Origin of the sequence: Nocardia sp. N2S4-5 (genome assembly GCF_044628355.1) — a bacterium.
Taxonomy (GTDB): domain Bacteria; phylum Actinomycetota; class Actinomycetes; order Mycobacteriales; family Mycobacteriaceae; genus Nocardia; species Nocardia wallacei_B.
The window spans coordinates 190,500-208,337 of record NZ_JBIUPM010000001.1 but is presented as its reverse complement, the minus strand read 5'-3'; the positions used below and the strand labels follow the sequence as shown (position 1 = coordinate 208,337).

The following is a 17,838-nucleotide window of genomic DNA, read 5'->3' as shown; positions in this document are numbered from 1 at the left end:
CCGAGTTGTCCGGTGTGTCGGCGGTCATGCCTTGCTCCTGTCGGGGTCCGTGGCCGCAGCGGCGACTTCCGAGCAGGGCCGGTCCGGTTCCCGTAGGAGGCCGTCGAGGATCCGCGCCAGGTCCGCCAGCAGCGCGTCGGCGGTGGATTCGTCGAAAAGGTCGGTGGCGTAGTCGAGGGTCAGCACAGCGGCCGGTGCCCGGCGGTCCACTGCGAGCGCCAGTTCCACGCCCGGCGCAGGCGCGGGGATGCACTCGCCTTCGTAGCGGACCGGAAGCGGTTGCGCGGCAGATGGTTCCGGCACCACGCCGACCGGCTTCCGGCGCGCCAGCCGGTCGAGCAGTGCGGCCGGCGTGGGATCGTCACTCAGATCCACGCGCAGCGGCCGCGGTCCGGGGGCGACGTCCAGGTCTACGACGTCCGCGCCGCTGTACCAGGACAGCAGCACGGCCCATGCCGCGGTCAGGGCCGCGTCGAGATCGGGGACGTCCCGGTCGAGAACGCGCCGCGTGCGGGCTACCGTGTACGCGGGGACGGCTGGGCGCGGGCGGTCGGCGGGTATCTCGATCGGGTGGAAGGCCTCGCCGGTGAATGTGGCCGGGGGGCGGACGATCTCGTCGACGGTCCGGTCCGGTTCCGAGCCCGCCAGTTCCCGCAGGATGCCCAGGTAGGCCGATGCCATCTCCGCCGCGGTGGCGGCCGTGAACAGGTCGGTGCTGTACTCCAGGCAAGCGTCGATGCCGGGCCGTCCGGGATGGTCGAGGGTGAGCAGTGTGAGATCGAATTTCGCTGTGCCGAGCGGCATTCCGGGGAACAGGTTCGCCACGGTGCGGTGCTGATCGAAGAAGTCGGTGATCGCCTCGCCACCGGACTCGCCGCCGGGCAGTTCCTGGTGCACGTGGAAGACGTCGAACACCGGGGTGCGGCCGAGGTCGCGGTCGCCGCCGAGTTCCTGCACCACCCGGTCGAACGGAATCTCCTGGTGGTCCAGCGCCGCGAGCACGACCGAACGCACCCGGTGCAGCCAGTCGCGCACCGACGGCCCGCCGGACACATCGGCCCGCAGCGCGACCGTGCTGTTGAAATAGCCGATCAGTCCGGCCAATTCGGGACGGTTGCGGCCGGTGGTCGGGGTGCCGATGACGATGTCGGACTGCCCGCTGTAGCGCGCGAGCAGCAGATGGAACGCCGACAGCAGCACCACGAACACCGAGACCGATTCGCGCCGGGCCACCGTTCGCGCGGCCGCCATCCGGTCCGCGTCGATCTCGAAGATCTCCAGCGCTCCGGCGAAGCTCTTGCGCGCCGGGCGCGGCTTGTCCAGCGGCAGTTCCAGTCTCGGTGCACCCGTGAGGATTTCGGTCCAGTAGCGCAGTTCGCCGTCGAGGACGTTGCCGGAGAGCAGGTCTCGCTGCCAGCGCGCGTAGTCGCGATATTGCACCGGCAGCGGCGTCAGTTCGGGGGCGCGGCCGGCGACGCGGGCGCGATACAGCTCGGGGAGTTCGCGGTGCACGATTTGTGGTGAGCCGCCGTCGTTCACGGAGTGATGCATGGTGACCTGCAGGACGTGGTCCTCGGCCCCGACGCGGACGAGTAGCACGCGCATCAGCGGGTCGGTCGCCAGATCGAAACGCACCCGGGCCGCGTCGGCCACCAGATCCCGGGCGGCGGCCACCGGATCCGGCGTCTGGCGGACGTCGGCGAGCCGGAAGAACTCGCCGAGATCCGGCCGGATCCGCAGCGCCGGTGTGCCGTCGTCGTCGACGAAGTTCGACCGTATGGTTTCGTGCCGGTCGGCGAGGTCGGCGAAGGCGCCACGCACGGCGTCGGGTTCGACGGCCCCGGTCAGCCGGATCACGATCGGGAGGTTGTAGAGGGTGGTGTCCGGGTCGAGTTGATGATGGAACCACATCCGGACCTGGCCGAACGACAGCACATACTCGTCCTGCGGGACCACCGGCGGCAGAGTCGCGACCGGCGCCGCGGCGTGGGTGAGCAATTCGGCGAATTCCGCGAGGGTCGGATGCTCGTAGACGTCGAGGAGTTTCGGGCGCACCCCGTAGGCATCGGTGACCCGATCCAACAGGGCCAGCGCGAGCAAGGAGTTGCCGCCGAGGTCGAAATAGTTTTCGTGCGCGCCGATTTCGCGATCGCTGTCGAGCAGGGCGCGCACTGTGGCGCGCAACCAGGCGACCGGGTCGGCGGTGTCGTCGTCGATCGGCGGCGGCGCGGCGGGCGGCTGTGACGCCGGGCTCCAGGTGATGTCGACCCAGCAATGCACTCCGCCGAGCGGGTGCCCGGGGAGGCGGAGCCGCCGCGCTGGACCCGGTTGCCCTGTGGCCCAATGCAAGTCGGCGCCGCGTTCGTACAGCGCCGCCAGCACCCGTGCCGGGCCGTCGGACACGTCGTGCGGAATGAGGATCTCGGCGTTCGGCTCGCCGCCGAGGGCGCGGGTCAGCAGCGTGCCGAGGCAGCCACCGGGCGCGGTCTCGGCGAACAACACCGGCCCGTCCGCCAAGAGCTTCCGGGCGACGGCGAGCAGGCGTTCGGTGTCGACGACACCGCGGTCCGCTGCCGCCGCGGCCAGCTCGTCGGGGCCTGCCGCGTCGCCCGTGCCCGCCAGATAGCGTGCGGCATATCGGGAAACCCCCGCACCGAGCACCGCGGCAACGGTCACGCCGTACCGCCGCAACTCGTCATGAAACGCGAGCTGCCCGGCGAGCAGATCCGCCACCGGACCCCGCGCGGGCAATGCGTCCGGCAACGCCCCTCCACCACGCGGCCGCGCGTCCGGCGACAACAACAGCACCACTCGCGGGATGCGCTCGGCGGTGGCGGATGACGCTGTGGCGGTGTCGGTTTCGGGGCGGATGGCGGCGGCCAACCGTTCGGACAGTTCGGCGGTGGTGGTGGCGATGAGGCCGAGGCGGTGTCGGTGGTGGTCGCGGCCGCGGTTCAAGGTGACGGCGACATCGGCGAGCGGGGCGGAGCCGTCGGACAGAGCGGAGGCGAGGTCGGCGCACAGGTGACGCAGGGCCGCGCCGGTGCGCGCGGAGATGCCGACCAGGCGGGGGACGTCGTTATCCGGGACTGTCGACGGAAATTGTTGCCCCGGAGCTTGTTCCACCACGCAGTGCGCGTTCATGCCGCCGAGGCTGAACGAACTGACACCGGCCCGTCGCGGGCCACCCGAGTCGGGCCATGCGGCGGCGTGGCCCGTCACCTCGAGGCCGGCGGCCGCCACATCGATTCCACCGGTGGGCTTGTCGAAGTTCAGCGAGGGATACAGTTCGCCGTGCTCGACCGCCAGCACCGCCTTCACCAATCCGGCGATGCCCGCGGCGTGGTCGAGGTGCCCGATATTGGTCTTCACCGAGCCGAGCGCCAGCGGCGCGGTCCGGCCGCCGGGCAACACCTCGGTGAGCGCCTCCAGTTCCACCGCGTCGCCGAGGCGCGTGCCCGAGCCGTGCCCTTCCAGATAGCCGGCGGATTCGAGGGGCACACCGGCGTCACGCCAGGCCGCCGCGATGACCTTGGCCTGGGCCCGAGCGCTCGGCGAACTGATGGTCGCCGTGGCGTGGCCGTTGTGCCGGGTCGCGCTGCCGCGCACGACCGCGTGCACGGCGGCGCCGTCGGCGCGGGCACGGTCCAGGGTGGTGAGCAGCAGTACGGCCCCGCCCTCCCCGATCACGGTGCCGTCGGCGTCGGCGTCGAAGGCGCGGCACTCGCCCCGCGCCGACACCAGCTCGTCGAAGCCGGCCGCCTCGTCGGCGCCGATCCCGAAGGCGCGCACGCTGACTCCACCGGCCAGCGCGTAATCGGCGGTCCCGTCGCGCAATTCGCGGCAGGCCTGGTGCACGGCCAGCAGCGCGGCGTTGCAGCCGCTGTCGATCGCGTAGCACGGGCCCGTCACACCGAGCACGTGGGCGATGCGCGCGGCCGCGCCGAAACCCGCGCTACCGAGCGCGCCCAGCGTGTTCGCGCCCGCGGCCAGCCCGTACAGCGGCGCCGGGGTCGCGCCGAATACCACCGCGGTATCGGTCGACCGCAATGTCGACAGCGCGTATCCGCCGTCCTCGGCGGCTCGATGGGCCAGCACCAGCGCCAGCCGCTGCTGTGGATCGATCAGGGCCGCTTCGCGTTTCGACAGCCCGAAGAACTCGTGATCGAACGTCGACACGTCGTCGAGGTACCCCGCCGGCACCGCGGCCGCCCGCGCGTCGACGCCGGTGCCGGTCGCCCGCGCGGCGGGCATGGGCGCGATCGAGGCGCGGCCGGACCACAGGTTGGCCCGGAACGCCGCGGTGTCGGCGGCGTCGGGAAAGCGCAGGCCGATGCCCACGATCGCAATGCCGGGTCCGCCCATACAGTTGTCTCCTGACTACGATTCGACCGCGATCGGCAGTGATCATCACCAGGCCCATCGCACCTCCTGCGGATCCGGCACGCGGCGCAGCAGCGTGAGGCTCCACGCCGCCACCGGGGCGGAGTTCAGCACCATGAGGTAGTCGCCCGCCGTTCGCGCGGCCGCCGCGTCCTCGGCGTTCACCAGCACGTCGACGGGGCCCAGATGGCCGTAGCGGGCGAGGTTGCGGCGGCAGACCGGATCGATCGGCACATCGAGGGCCTGCTGCCAGAATTCGATGGCTCCCGCGCCCAGGTTCTGCATCAGGTATGCCGCGATATCGGTGTGCCCCAGATTGTTTCGGGACAGCATCGCCGCCCGCAGGTCGGCGAACCGGTTGCGGCTCTCCACCGCGAGCCGGAACGAGTAGGCCGTCTCGTCGGCGCACTCCTCGGTCCAGTCGGCGGTGGGCACATCGCGGTAATCGATCCGGAACAGATCCGCGTATTGCCCGTTACTCCGGACGATGTGGTCGACCAGTTCGTACCGGCCCGCGCCGTCGGTGGTCAGCAGCACGGCCGCCGCGCCGTCGCCGAGGATGGTCATCGGCGGCCGGTACCGCGCCCGGGTCGGGGCCGTCGCGGCCGCCACCACCAGCACAGTGCGGTAGCGGCCACCGCCGCGCAGCAGCGCCGCGCCCATCTCGACGGCCGCCGACACCGAGACGCAGCCGAGATCGCCGATGCTCGTGGTGAATGCTCGCGCGGCGCCCAGCCGGTGCTGCAGCGCCGTGGCCTCGGAGGCCAGCAGGTAGTCCGGCGCGCGGCCCTGCACCAGCAGCAGGGCGTCGAGGTCCGCGGCGGCGAGACCGGCCTCGCGCAACGCGGTGTCGGCGGCGGTATATGCCAGGTCGGCGGCCGCGATCTCCCCGGCGACCGGCACGCTGTCGATGCCGAGGCTCAGTGCGTGCGCACGCTGCGCCGCGGTGCGCGTCGCCAGCTCCGGCAACCGCGCCACCGCCTGCGTGGTACGGGGAATGCACCGCGCGACAGGACCGAGCCTGACGCTCATCACGAACTCCTTCTACTGCGACGTTCCGCGCGCGGTCTTCCGTCACACTCGTTGGAAGACACGTAACCGGACCGCACCGTCCCCGCACGAGCCGCATCAATTCGGGTCTTGGCGCTGCCACCGGTCCCCGATAGACATCGAGTTTCGACGGGACATCACCCGGGGGTCCGGGCGACTAGGTTGTGTCTCCCAATGATTTGAGCCATTCCACGATGAGGGCCAGCGTGAATCCGCCACGGTAGGTGGTGGCGAGCTTGTCGTAGCGGGTGGCGACTGCGCGCCAGTGTTTGGCTTTGTTGAACGCGCGCTCGACGACGTTGCGGCGTTTGTAGACGATTGTGTCGAAACCTGTCGGCCGCCCGCCTGCACGTCCCCGGCGCTTGCGGTTGGCGATCTGATCGGCGCGTTCGGGGATTACCGCCCGGATATGCCTGCGCCGCAACAAGTTCCGGTTGGACCTCGCCGAGTACGCCTTGTCCGCGATCACGGTGTCCGGGTTGCGCCGGGGTGGGCCGCCCTCGAGACGGGGTACCGCCAACTGCTCGAGCACTGCCGGGAGCATGGGTGAGTCCGCAGCCTGCCCAGGCGTGATCAACACGGCCAGACCGCGACCGCTGCCGTCCGTCGCGACATGGGCCTTGGTGCTCAGCCCGCCTCGCGAGCGGCCCAGCCCGTGGTCGGCCGGTTCATAACCCCACCCTCCGGGCCGTCGGTGCGGGCACCGGCAGCGTGCTGGTGGGCTCGTACGACCGTCGAGTCGATCGACACCACCCAGTCCAGATCGCCGGTGGTGTCAGCCAGCGCCAGCAGCGCGGTGAGCACCCTGTCCCAGGTGCCGTCGGCGGCGTAGCGCCGGTGCCGTTTCCACACCGTCTGCCACGGCCCGAACACCTCCGGCAGATCCCGCCACGGCACGCCCGTGCGCAGCCGGTACAGCATCCCCTCCACGACCCGGCGGTTGTCTCCGAAGTTACGACCCACGCGCCCTTCGGATTTCGGCAGCAGCAACTCCAACAGCTCCCACTGCCTATCCGTCAGGACTCGATACCGATCGCCAGCCACCGTCACCACAGCGAACATGATGCATGATCGGGCCCGCGCAGCGGGGCCGATCAACCGGCCTCATTAGGAGACACGACCTAGACCCGTGCCCCCTCCCCGGCGGCATCCCACGGAGCGAACCGAGGCGCCGTGGCACACAGCGCCGGCAGCTCTCGTCCGCAGCGCTGGACCGTTCCGTCCGGACGAATCAGGGCCGCCGCTGCGCGAGCACGACGCAGCCAGCGGTGCAGCTCGGTGCCCCGTCCCGCCGTCAGCACGGCGACGCCGCGCTGTTCGGCGTTCGCCCGCTCCCGCGCGGTCGGGGTTGTCACGGTGACGACGGCGAAACGGCCCGCGATGACATCGTCCACGCGGCGACCGTCGGCAAGTCGTGCGTTGGGGATCAACCGGCCGACGAGTCCGCGGCGCATCCACGGTGCGCGGACGAGCGCGGAACGATGCAGGGGCGGCGACTCTCCACTGAGAATCGCACCCGCCAGACCGGGCACCCGGGGCAGCTGTGGCGCGATCCAGCCACGCAGGCGATCGCCCGTCTCACCACCCGCCGTCATGGTCACGCCGGTGAGCTTCGCGAGCCGGATCATGGTCCGGGCGTGTGGTTTTCGTTCCGTTTCATAGGTGTCGAGCACATCGGGCGGGAGTTCGCCGCGCAGCACACCGGCCAGCTTCCACGCGAGGTTGGCCGCGTCGCGCAGCCCCGCGCCCATCCCCTGTCCGATGAACGGCGGGGTGAGGTGCGCGGCATCGCCGAGCAGGAACACCCGGCCCTGACGCCAGCGGTCCGCCAGCCGAGCGCGGAAGGTGTACTCCGCCACCCGCACCACCTCGAACTCGGCGGCCGCGATGTCCTCGATCCAGGGCGCGAGCAGCGGCCGCACGTCGGCGAAATCCTTGTAGTCGGAGGCGGATTCACCGGGCCGGAGCCGAAATTCCCAGCGGTAACGGGTTCGCCCGATGCGCATGTACGTGGCCGCACGCACCGGGTCGCATATCTGGTGCACGCCGTCCCACCGGCCGAGTTCGGCGGTGGTGGCGATGTCCACCACCAGCCAGCGCTGGTCGAACCGCAGATCTCGCATCGTGGTGCCGAGAGCGGACCGGACGAGGCTGTTGGCGCCGTCGCAGCCCAGCAGGTACCGCGCTCGCACCGAATCCGCCGTGCCGCTCGGCCGGTCGACGAAATCGACTCGGACACCATCGGTTTCGACGGCGATACCCACCACCTCCGCATTGCCGCGCACCATCACCCGCGGATACCTTCGCAGGTTGGCGCGCAGCACCGCCTCCAGGTCCGGCTGGTCGAACAGATTCGCCTCCGGGTGACCGTTGCGGCCGCCGGACGGATCGCGGTCGAACTGCGCGAGGACCCGCATGTGCCGGTCCAGCAACCGTAGCCCCAGCGCCGGCCGGGAGATGGCGTCGAATTCCTCCCCCACGTCGAGGCATTGCAGGATGCGCCGGATCTCGCCGTCGAGGTGCACCGCCCGCGGCTGCGGATAGATACCGTCCCAGCGTTCCAGCACGAGGCATTCGATGCCGTACCGCGCGAGCAGTGTCGCCGCGGTGAGCCCGGTGGGACCGGCCCCGACGAGAACCACCGGAACGTTGCCGCTCACGGGGCGTGCCTCACGATCGTGCGCTGCCGACCCAGGTCGAGCGCGCCGTCATCGGTGCCGATCGCGGCCTCGACCACGGCGCCGTCGTGCAGGTATTTCGGATTCTTGGCCTGACCACGGAAGAACAAGCGCCACTTCACCTTCGGCGGCAACAACGATCCGAGGATCTCCACCGGTCTGGGCGGTGCGCTCAGTGCGGTGCCCGCCGGGGTTCCGGTGAGCAGCAGATCACCGGCATCCATGCGCTGGAACCGGGTCAATGCGCGCAGCGTCTCCAGGGGCCGGTAGATCATATCGGCGACGGTCATGTCCTGGCGCAGCTCACCGTCGACCCACAAGCGCAGGCGCAGCTCGGTGAACCGCCGTAGCTCCGCCGCGTCCAGCAGCACCAGCGCCGGACCGACGGGCGTGAACGTCGGATACGACTTCCCCTCGTAGAACTGGGTTTTGGGCAGTTGCACGTCGCGGGCCGACACATCGTTGGTCACCACCAGACCCGCGACATACTCCGTGAGATTCTCGGCCGTGATGTCGGAACCGACCGGCATCTCCCGGCCGAATACCAGGCCGATCTCCACCTCGTAGTCCAGCAGCCGCACGTGCGCCGGGCGCACCACATCGTCGAACGGGCCGCTGATCGACCCGGACGTCTTCCGGAAGAAGGTCAGCGGCACCGTATCCGGATCCATACCCGAATCCCGCACGTGGGAAGCGAAATTCGTCATCTGGGCCACCACCCGGCACGGCGCCGTCACGGGCGAGACCAGCGCCAGGCCCTCGACCGCCACGGTGTCCGCGCTCGCCGCGGCCGCGGTGACCGCCTGCCGATCGGCCAGCAGTTCGCGCGTGGTGGTGGCCGCGGTGTCGACGCGGGCGGCGCCGGTGGGTGTCCGCACCCACCACGCGTCGGCGGTCCGGAGCACGGAAAGGGTCATGAATTGGCTACTTTCCACAGGCCGCGCAGGCGGCGGAGATCGAATTCGTTGTCCTCGCGCAGCGCACCGGCGATCGCGCGCAGTTCGCGCAGCGATTCGCGGCCGGGCGCGATGCCCAGGAAGTCCTTGGTCGCGGGCGGGCCCCATTGCGCGAGACCGGTCGCGGTCATCGGCGCCCATCCCGGCTCGAGCGTGCAGTCGAACATGTCGCCATCGCTGAAGTGCTCGACCATGAACCCCTCGGGATCTCGCCAGTAGTCGAAGATCTGGCTGCCCTGGATATGGCGGCCGATCCCCCACGACCGCCGATAGCCCCGCTCGCGCAGGTATTCCCCGCCCGCGGCGAGCGCATCCAGGTCCGCGACCTGGTACGCCGAATGCACGTATCGGTTCGAGGGGCCCAGCGTCAAGGCCAGGGTGTGGTGATCGGCCGGGGTGAGGCCGCGGTCGCAGCGAATGAAGCTCATGACCGGGCCGTGCTCGCGCCGGCCCGGGTAGTAGAGAAAATCACTGACGATCAGGCCCAGGTACCGCAGGTACCAGTCGAGGGTCTCCCGGTACCTGGTCGTCTGCACGACGACGTGCCCGAGCCGTTGCACGCGCGCCGGCACCCGCGGCGGTCGCTGGACGGCGTTGATACGCACCATCTCCCGCCCGGTGTTCAGCACCTGCGGCTGTTGCGTCGGCAAGCCCGGCAGTTCGTGCGTCTCCGCGACCACCCGCACCCGCAGGTGACTCGGATCGGTGAGATCGACGGACAACCCGCCGAGTTCCTCCGGCAGCGGCACGGGCCGCGAGTCGGTCGCTGCCGCCAGCCGTGACAGGTCGGCGGAATCGGCGGCGCGGAACGCCGGACCGACGAACCGCGACCGGGCGCCCCGGCGGATGAGCACACAGGGCGAGCCCGGGTCCATACCCCGCAGATGCAGTCGATCGGCCGTGCGCGTCGCCGTCACGAATCCGAAAGCGTGCGAGAAGGTTTCGGCCACGTCCAGGTCGGGCTTCTCGAACTCCAGCCAAGCGAGATCGAACACTTTGATTACCGGATCACGCGCCCGGCCGGGATGCTCGCCCGCCAGCGCCCCGTGCTCGCTGTGCAGGCCGCTGTGCGCATCGCGATGGCCGCTCATCGACCACTCCCTTCCTCTTAATGAGGATATCGTCACTTACGAACCAATCATCAGTCAAGGTATGTGACAATTTCGTCAGAACTGACCCGGAAGATAGGATCGCGTGCGAGCGCGTCAGGGAGAGGTGAGCAGCGATGTCCGTGCAGACCGGTTCGGAACCCAATCGTCTGGAACGCCGCAAGGCGCGAACCCGGGCGGCGCTCGTCGGCGCCGCGCAGGCGCTGCTGGCCGAGGGCAAGCTCAACGTGCCGATCCTCGAGATCACCCAAGCCGCCGACGTCGGCATGGGCTCGTTCTACAACCACTTCCGCAGCCGTGAGGAACTGTTCCACGCGGCGGTCGAGGAGGCGCTCGACCGGCACGGCGCGCTACTCGACGTGCTGTGCGAGAACATCGAGGACCCAGCGCAGGTTTTCGCCCAGAGCTTTCGCCTCACCGGTCGCATGCACCGCCTCAATCCCACCCTCAGCAAGGTCCTGCTCAACGACGGACTCAACCTCATGAGGTCCGCCAAGGGGCTCGCGCCCCGGGCTCGCCGCGATATCGAAGCGGCGGCCCGCGCCGGCCGATTCGAGGTCCGGGACCCGGAATTGGCCATGACCGTCGTCGCCGGGGCCACCCTCGCCCTCGGCCGCCTGCTCCACGACGATCCGGAGCGCGATGACGCCGAGGCCACGGATCAGGTGGCCGAGGATCTGCTCCGCATGTTCGGACTTCCGCCGGACGACGCGCACCGGATCTGCCGCGCCCCGTTGCCTCCGCTCGATCGATGAAGTCGGCGGCTACCCGCTGATCCGCGCCCCAGCGTCGAACCCCCACAGCGACAGCGTCATGAGCAGGTTGACGCAGATCATCACCGTGATGCTCGCGCGCATGGCCCGGCCCGCCGCAATGCCGACTCCCTCCGGACCGCCGGTGGCGTAATAACCGAAATAGCATTGGATCGTCGTGGTGATCACGACGAATACGACGGCCTTGCTCAGCGAATACAAGATGTCCGTACCGGTCAGCACCATGCGGAAGTAATGGTCGTAGGTGCCCGGCGCCTGGCTGCCGGCGATTCCGATGGCGAACTGGACCGCGAGAAAATTCATCGCCAGGCACACCAGATACAGCGGGACGATCGCCGATACCGACGCCATCAGCCGGGTGGTGACCAGATACGACACCGATCGGATACCCAGCGACTCCATCGCATCGATCTCCTCGGCGATGCGCATCGCGCCCAGTTGCGCGGTGAACCGGCAGCCCGCCTGCGCGGCGAAGGCGATGGAGGCCATGATCGGCGCGAGTTCCCGCGTCGACGCGGTCGCGGAGATCAGGCCGGTCGCCGGGCCGAGGCCCAGCAATTTCAGCGCGTTGTACCCTTCGATCCCGACCAGTGCGCCCGCACTGGCACCGAGCACGACGACGATGCCGGCCGTGCCGCCGCCGACTATCAGCGAACCGTTGCCCCAGGTGACCATCGAGATCAGACGCAAGAATTCCTTGCGGTAATGGCGCAACACCACCGGAATCGACGACACCGCCCGCACGAAGAACAGGGCCATGTGCCCGAGCCGCATGATTTCTCGCGTCGGCGGCTCGGCCGCGCGGAGCACGCGGCCGAGGCCGAGTGGATAATACGTAGCCGCCATGTCAGAGCGCCGCTCGCGGGAAAAGCATGGTGTATATCTGCGTGAAGCCCACATTGACCACCATGAGCAGCACGATGGACGCCACCACGGTCGCATTGACCGAATCGGCGACCCCGCCGGGTCCGCCCTTGGTGCTCAATCCCTTCTGGCAGGCGACAACGGTCACGATCAGTCCGAACACCACTGCCTTGACCACCGCCAGATACATGTCGCCGATGGTCGCGAACGAGGAGAACGTCGCCACGAAGCTGCCCGGCGTTCCACCCTGGACATAAACGTTGAACAGGTATCCGGCGAGAAAACCGACGAACGCGCTCAATCCGGTGAGCCCGACCGCGACGACCACCCCCGCGGCCACCCGCGGCACCACCAGCCTGCGAATCACCGAGACGCCCATGACCTGCAGGGCGTCGATCTCCTCCCGGATGGTCCGGGAACCGAGATCGGCACAGATCGCCGAGCCCACGGCCGCGGCCAGCAGCAGCGCGGTCACCACGGGCGCGGCCTGCCGGATCACCGCGAGTCCGCTCGACGCACCGGCCAGCGAGGTGGCGCCCACCTGACCGGCGATGAGCCCGAACTGGATCGACAGGGTCGCGCTGATGGGCAGCGCCACCGCGACCGTCGGCACATACGAGGTCTTGACCATGAACGCGGCCTGCCGCACGAATTCGTGAAAGGCGAACCGCCCGGTCGCGATATCGGCGACCAGATACTGCACCGCGCGAACGCCCATGACGAACTGCGCCCCGACCGTTTCGAGGGACGCGATCGGGTGCCGCCGCAGGTAGCCGCTCCCCCAGGAGGTGATCCGGCCGACCGGAGCGGACGTCCGCGGCGCACGAATCTCGTTGGCGCTCATGGTGATCAGACCATCTCCACTTTGCCGGCCAGCCACCGATCCCCGGCCCGCTGCATGGTCATGACAATGCGACTGCGATCCAGGCGGGGATCGGGACTGGCGGCGTTGGTGACCTCCTGATCGACGAACAACATCACCTCGACCCGTTCCGTCGAGGCGGATCTGATGGCGACGCCGACCACCTTCCCCTTGCTCACGGCCTTGTTGTCGATGAGCAATTGCTTCAGCTGCTCACTCGATTTCGAGTACATGTCCTTGAATTCGCCGGTGGCGCCGTTCAACACATCGGTGAAGTTCTGGTCGATGTGCTGCGAGTCGATACTGGTGAGTGTGACGGCGTAATTCTGCGCGGTCGCCGACGCCGCGCGGCCCGCGGCATCGATCTCGTTGCGCTCCTTCAGTTTCCAGCCGAATACTCCGGCACACACCGACAACCCGATCACGACGACGGCGACCACGGCGACGGCCGCGCGCAGGGAACGCCACGGGGACGGCGACGGTGTACCGGTGTCGGGCGCCTCGTCGGCCGAATCCTCTTCCGTCTCGGGCATTTCCAGAACTCGTCCCGATGATGTATTCGGCATCGGATCGCTCCTCACTGTCGTGAATCGTTGGCTACCGAGGTGGCACGTACGCCGGTTGGGGAATCCCGCCGTAGGGCGTCGGCACGGTCCGGGGCTGCTGCGGCGTGGCGGCCGCGGTCGCCAGCGGATCCACTCCCGGCGGCGGTCCGGCCGTGTCGTCACCCGGGGGACGCGGGGCGTTCCGCGCGCCTCGCACGACCATGCTCGGATCCGGGTCGGTGCAGTAGGCGTACAGATACGGTTCCGGGAAGCTCGCGTCGGTGGCGGCCCGCCGCGGCAGGTCGTAGTCACACTGCTTGCGGGGATAGATGTTGACCAGCGCCCACACCGCGTTGTCGTGGAAGGCTTTCCCTATCGCATCCACCGCGGAACCGTCGCGCTGCTGGGGAAAGAAGAACTCTTGAAACGCCGGCACATGCGCGTACGACATCTGCGCGACCGTCGCGAGGTTGCCCAGTAACTGGACCATCGTGGGCGAGTTGTCCGCGATGATCCGATCCATGGTCTGCAATGCCCGCGGGCCCGTGCCGAGCAATGTCGCGTAGCCGTCCGTCATCGACTCCACCCCGGACGCGACGCGATTCATCTCGGCAACGGTCGCCGTGAGCCCCGGGCCCGTGTCGCGGACCGTCGACAAGACGATCTCGCTGTGGCGCAACAGGCTCACGGTCTGCGGCAGCACGGCACCGAGCGTGCTGATCAGGAACGTGCCACCGTCGATGATCGCCGCCAGCTTCTCGGGCGCCTGCGAACCGGCGCCCAGCTCCCGGGAGATCGTGGCCAGTTTCGCCGGATCGAGCTGAACGATGGCGCCGTTCGCGTCACCCAGCAGCTGCGCCAGCGTGACCGGCGTGGATGTCCGATCGGATTCGACGACCGACCCGTCCGTGAGAAATGGTCCGCCGCCGGCCGCCGGGACGAAATCCAGATATTGCTCACCGGCGGCGGACAACGAGGCCACCCGCACCGTGGTGTCGGCCGGTATCTCGGCCGAGGAGTCGATCGCCGCGTCCACCACGACGCGCCCGCGCTCGATATCGACCGACGACACCCGCCCGACCCGTTGACCGCGAATGGTCACATCCTGATTCGGCAGCAACCCGCCCGATTGGGCCAGGTGAATCCGTACCTGGTAGCTCGACCGGAAAGGGTTCGTCCGCAGCGCTCCGAAGGTGAGATACCCCGCGCCCAGGACCAGCGTGAGCAGCAACGCGACCCAGGACACGGTGAGCCGGCGCCGGAACAGGACGTCGATGCCTGCCACCACCGCACCCGCCGACCGGTCCAGCACGCGGAAACCGATGGCCGGCAACGAGTCCCGGCATGTCATCGTCCCGGTCCGATCACGCGGTCGTGCAGGCGCTGCAGCGTGTAGGCCAGCGATCCGACGAAATTCGCCCAATCCGCCCGGTCGGGGATCTTCGATTCCGGATTGCCGGGGAAATTGGGGTCCGGCACGACGCCGAGCGCGAGTTGATAGATATCGACACCGGCCGGGCTCGCGGCCGTGGACGAGGCCACCTTGCCGCCGACCGTGGCGATACCTTTGTTGAGGTTGTCCAGATTGGCGTCGGGGTTCTCGGCCGCGGCGTTCAATCCGGCCGCGAGATTGTTCAGATCGGCGATGATGCTCCGGTCCCCCGTGCCGTTCACCGAGGGAAACTTCTCGAGTTGCCCGGCGATCCCGGCGAATCGCGCCGCGAGGTCGGCAATGCTCTGTGTGCTCTCCCCGACCACGGCCAGCGCAGGACCGGCCGCGGCCACGGCGTCGTTCACCGTCGACTGCTGCGCCGCCACGGTCTCCGCCAGCGCGCCGGTGTCTCGCACTGCCGCCCGGATCTGTTCCGAGCGCCGGGAGAGCGTCTGTACCAGCGTCGTGGTCTCGGCGATCAAGTCGCCCAGGCGATCCCCGCGCCCCCCGAATTCGGCGCCCAGCCCGTTGACGACCTTGGTCAGATCCCGCATCACGCCGCCGTTGACCAGAAGCGCCGCCCGGCTCAGCACGTCCTCGATCGTCGCCGCGGCCGAGGTCGACGATTCCGGGATGCTGTCGCCGTCACGCAGGACCGGAGCGCCCGGCAGTCCGGCAGCGGGCGGCACCAGCGCGACGAAGACATCGCCCAGCGGCGTGGCGGACCGGAGTTCGGCGGCCGTGCCGACCGGCAGTGTCACCTCCGATCGGATCCGCATCGTGACGACCGCCGCGTAATCGCGCGCGCGCATTCCCTCGACCTTGCCGACCCCGGCGCCGTTCACCTTCACTTCGGCCTTGGCGGGGAGATTCAGCGCATTGCCGAACGTGGCGGTCACGGTGTAGCTGTGCGGTCCGATCGAGGGCGCGGGCAGCGGGAGTCGTTCCGTTCCCACCGCACACGAGGTGACCGAGATCGCCGACAGCACGATGACGGCGGTCAGGCCGCGACGAAGAATTCCGACACTCATTCCGGCAGACCCGCTATTCCGGCCAGCATGGCCACCACCCCGAAATCGGGTCCCATATCCGACGCTTTCCCGGTGTCGCAGCCCAGCTGTTTCAGACCCAGCAGGTTGCACACCTCCTTCACCATCTGCCCGTCCAGGGCGATCTTGTCCACGTTCGCGTGCACGCGGGCGGCGCCCGCCTCCTGATCGATCACGCGATAGGCGTTGTCGGTGACGAGCGGAAACACATCGAGGAATTCGGCGATATTCCGGTTGTAGTCGGCCAGGCTCTTGAACAGGACATCCGCTCCGGTCGCGGTCGAACGCAGCGCGTCCCTGTTCTTCTCCATGAGATCGGTTGTCGCGGTGAGGATCTCGACGAGTTCCGTCCCGGTATCGCCCGTGCCGAGATTCAGATCGGCGAGCAGTGTGCTCATCTGGTGCACCGCGCTGCCGAAGTCCCGGATCTTCTGGTCGTTGCCCGCCGCCGCGGCCGACAAGGTGTTCAGGTTGTTCACGATCTTCGTGATGGCGTCCTGGGTGGCCGCGCCGCTGTCGTTTCCCCTCCGCAACGCCCGCGACAGTTGATCCAGCGCGGCTTTGAGGTTCGCATTGTTACCCGTCGCGACGGACGCGCCGACCCCGACGATGTCCGCGACCGGGCCGTTCCCCCTACCGTCTCCGGCGAGCGATCGGGAGAGTTTGTCGGCCATCGCGAGGACACTGTCGAATTCGATCGGTGTCCGCGTTCGTCCGGTGTCCAGCACCGCGCCGTCCGGCAGCGTCGGCCCGCCGCGATAGGCCGGGGTGAACTCGATGTGCCGATCGGTGAGCACCGAATCCGATACCGTCACCGCCATGGCGTCGGCGGGAATCGGCACCGACTTGTCGATCGACATCGTCACGTCGATATACGTGCCGCGCTGGACGATGCCGGAGATCTCTCCCACGCGCATCCCGAGCACGTCCACCGGATTCCCGGCATAGAGGCCGGCGGCATTGTCGAATCGAGCGACGACATTGATCGTGGTGTTCCCCATTCGCGTCACCGGAACGCTCGCGGCAGCCACCACGGCCGCGGCCGCCCCGAGGAATGCCAGCTTGGCCGGCCGTGACAAACGCGTCATTTGCAGTCCTCGGAGTACGGGGAGATGCGGGCTTGCGGCGCCCGCAGGACGAGCGCGCACATGAACGAGTCGACGAAGGCTCCGCTGGGGGCGTTCACGTCCATTTCCGGTCCGGTGCCGGTCAGGTTCGCCCACGATCGCCACGGCACCGGAAGGATTTCCAGAATGTTGCGCATCAGGTCGTCGTGGCGGCTGAGCTTGCCCGTCATCGCGCTCAGGTTGGTCAGCAGGGATTGAATCTGCGGCTGATCGTCGACCGCGAGCGGCTTCAGAGTATTCACCAAGGTGGTGGTGGCCGCGATCATCGTCTCGATCGCCTGCTTGTGGGCCAGAATGTCCTGGAGCAGGCCACTGCCCTGGGTGAACAATGCCCCGAGATTCGCCCGCTGGTTCTCGATCGCGGTCGTCAGCCGGCTCGTGCTGTCCAGCAGCGCGCCGATCTGGCCCCGGCGTTCGGCGATCACGCTCGAGAGCGTGCTGATGTTCTGCAGCACCGACGGGATCAGCTGTGGCAAGCCGTCGAGCCGGCCCGACAGGTCGGTCAGCGCGGTGGCGACCTGGTCGGCATCGACCTGGTCGAAGGTCTTCGTCGCATCGGACAGCGCTGATTGGAGGTCATAGGGAACGCTGGTGTGTGCCAAGGGTATTCGGCCGGAGGCCAGTGAGCCGGAGCCGGCGGGCGCCAATTCGACGTAGCGATTGCCCAGCAGCGTGGTGAGCTTGATCGATGCGGTGGTGTCCGCGCCGAGGTGGACATCGGCGCCGATGGTCAGGGTTACGGCGACATGGTCGCCCGCCAGCCGCACGCGCGCCACACTGCCGACCGGCACCCCGGCCACGGTGACCTGATCCCCGACGCCGAGCTGTGCGGCCTGGGCGAAATCCGCCTCGATCCGCTTGTCGCCGATACTCAGCGAATTGATCGTCAATGCGACGGCGACGGCCACGACGAGTGCCGCGATCGCCAGCGTACCGAGCCAGGCCGGGTTGTATTCCTCGAGCGTCCGTCCCCGAATTCGGCGACGCGCCACGGTCTTTCGCCACGACAT

At 68.8% G+C, this 17,838-nt stretch carries 13 protein-coding genes and 1 pseudogene; 1 reads left to right on the top strand and 13 read right to left on the bottom strand.

Going from position 1 to position 17,838, the window contains the following annotated elements; translation table 11 throughout:
* Positions 1-24: 24 nt before the first annotated feature.
* From ACFMRZ_RS00890 to ACFMRZ_RS00865, 6 genes and pseudogenes are all read right to left on the bottom strand, one after another.
* Entirely contained in the window at positions 25-4,365 is a 4,341-nt protein-coding gene (locus tag ACFMRZ_RS00890; protein WP_400177469.1) for a condensation domain-containing protein, read from the bottom strand.
* Between the two features lie 45 nt (positions 4,366-4,410).
* Positions 4,411-5,415 (bottom strand): 3-oxoacyl-ACP synthase, encoded by a 1,005-nt coding sequence (locus tag ACFMRZ_RS00885; RefSeq protein WP_400177468.1) that lies wholly within the window; start codon positions 5,413-5,415, stop codon positions 4,411-4,413.
* Between the two features lie 175 nt (positions 5,416-5,590).
* Positions 5,591-6,495 (bottom strand): annotated as a pseudogene (locus tag ACFMRZ_RS00880) (IS5 family transposase).
* 59 nt (positions 6,496-6,554) lie between these two features.
* On the bottom strand, positions 6,555-8,093 hold the full coding sequence (locus ACFMRZ_RS00875; protein ID WP_400177467.1) for a bifunctional 3-(3-hydroxy-phenyl)propionate/3-hydroxycinnamic acid hydroxylase: 1,539 nt from the start codon (positions 8,091-8,093) through the stop codon (positions 6,555-6,557).
* The gene (locus ACFMRZ_RS00870) at positions 8,090-9,028 is read right to left on the bottom strand and encodes a fumarylacetoacetate hydrolase family protein (protein WP_400177466.1); all 939 of its coding nucleotides are present in this window, start codon (positions 9,026-9,028) and stop codon (positions 8,090-8,092) included. The genes ACFMRZ_RS00875 and ACFMRZ_RS00870 overlap by 4 nt, the downstream gene beginning before the upstream one ends.
* On the bottom strand, positions 9,025-10,158 hold the full coding sequence (locus ACFMRZ_RS00865) for a VOC family protein (RefSeq protein ID WP_400177465.1): 1,134 nt from the start codon (positions 10,156-10,158) through the stop codon (positions 9,025-9,027). Before ACFMRZ_RS00865 ends, ACFMRZ_RS00870 begins: the two co-directional genes overlap by 4 nt.
* A 134-nt stretch (positions 10,159-10,292) precedes the next feature.
* On the opposite strand from ACFMRZ_RS00865, the gene ACFMRZ_RS00860 reads away from it, so the two are divergent.
* Complete coding sequence (locus tag ACFMRZ_RS00860; RefSeq protein WP_280270555.1) at positions 10,293-10,931, top strand: TetR/AcrR family transcriptional regulator; 639 nt, start codon at positions 10,293-10,295, stop codon at positions 10,929-10,931.
* A 9-nt stretch (positions 10,932-10,940) separates the two neighbouring features.
* Here the strand turns inward: ACFMRZ_RS00860 and ACFMRZ_RS00855 are convergent, their stop codons facing one another.
* The 7 genes from ACFMRZ_RS00855 to ACFMRZ_RS00825 all read right to left on the bottom strand — a co-directional run bounded on the left by ACFMRZ_RS00855 (position 10,941) and on the right by ACFMRZ_RS00825 (position 17,838).
* Positions 10,941-11,795: an ABC transporter permease gene (locus tag ACFMRZ_RS00855; protein ID WP_280270556.1), complete on the bottom strand. Its 855-nt coding sequence runs from the start codon at positions 11,793-11,795 to the stop codon at positions 10,941-10,943.
* A gap of 1 nt (position 11,796) precedes the next feature.
* Positions 11,797-12,657 carry an ABC transporter permease gene (locus tag ACFMRZ_RS00850; protein ID WP_280270557.1) on the bottom strand — a complete coding sequence of 287 codons (861 nt, stop codon included), beginning with the start codon at positions 12,655-12,657 and terminating at the stop codon, positions 11,797-11,799.
* Positions 12,658-12,662: 5 nt separating this feature from the next.
* A complete protein-coding gene (locus tag ACFMRZ_RS00845; RefSeq protein ID WP_400177464.1) occupies positions 12,663-13,208 on the bottom strand; it encodes a hypothetical protein in 546 nt (181 codons plus the stop codon).
* Positions 13,209-13,272: 64 nt separating this feature from the next.
* The gene (locus tag ACFMRZ_RS00840; RefSeq protein WP_400177463.1) at positions 13,273-14,571 is read right to left on the bottom strand and encodes an MlaD family protein; all 1,299 of its coding nucleotides are present in this window, start codon (positions 14,569-14,571) and stop codon (positions 13,273-13,275) included.
* Entirely contained in the window at positions 14,568-15,683 is a 1,116-nt protein-coding gene (locus ACFMRZ_RS00835) for an MCE family protein (protein ID WP_400177462.1), read from the bottom strand. The genes ACFMRZ_RS00840 and ACFMRZ_RS00835 overlap by 4 nt, the downstream gene beginning before the upstream one ends.
* On the bottom strand, positions 15,680-16,789 hold the full coding sequence (locus tag ACFMRZ_RS00830) for an MCE family protein (protein ID WP_400177461.1): 1,110 nt from the start codon (positions 16,787-16,789) through the stop codon (positions 15,680-15,682). The genes ACFMRZ_RS00835 and ACFMRZ_RS00830 overlap by 4 nt, the downstream gene beginning before the upstream one ends.
* Positions 16,786-17,838, bottom strand: coding sequence for an MCE family protein (locus tag ACFMRZ_RS00825; protein ID WP_400177460.1), 1,053 nt, complete (start codon positions 17,836-17,838; stop codon positions 16,786-16,788). The genes ACFMRZ_RS00830 and ACFMRZ_RS00825 overlap by 4 nt, the downstream gene beginning before the upstream one ends.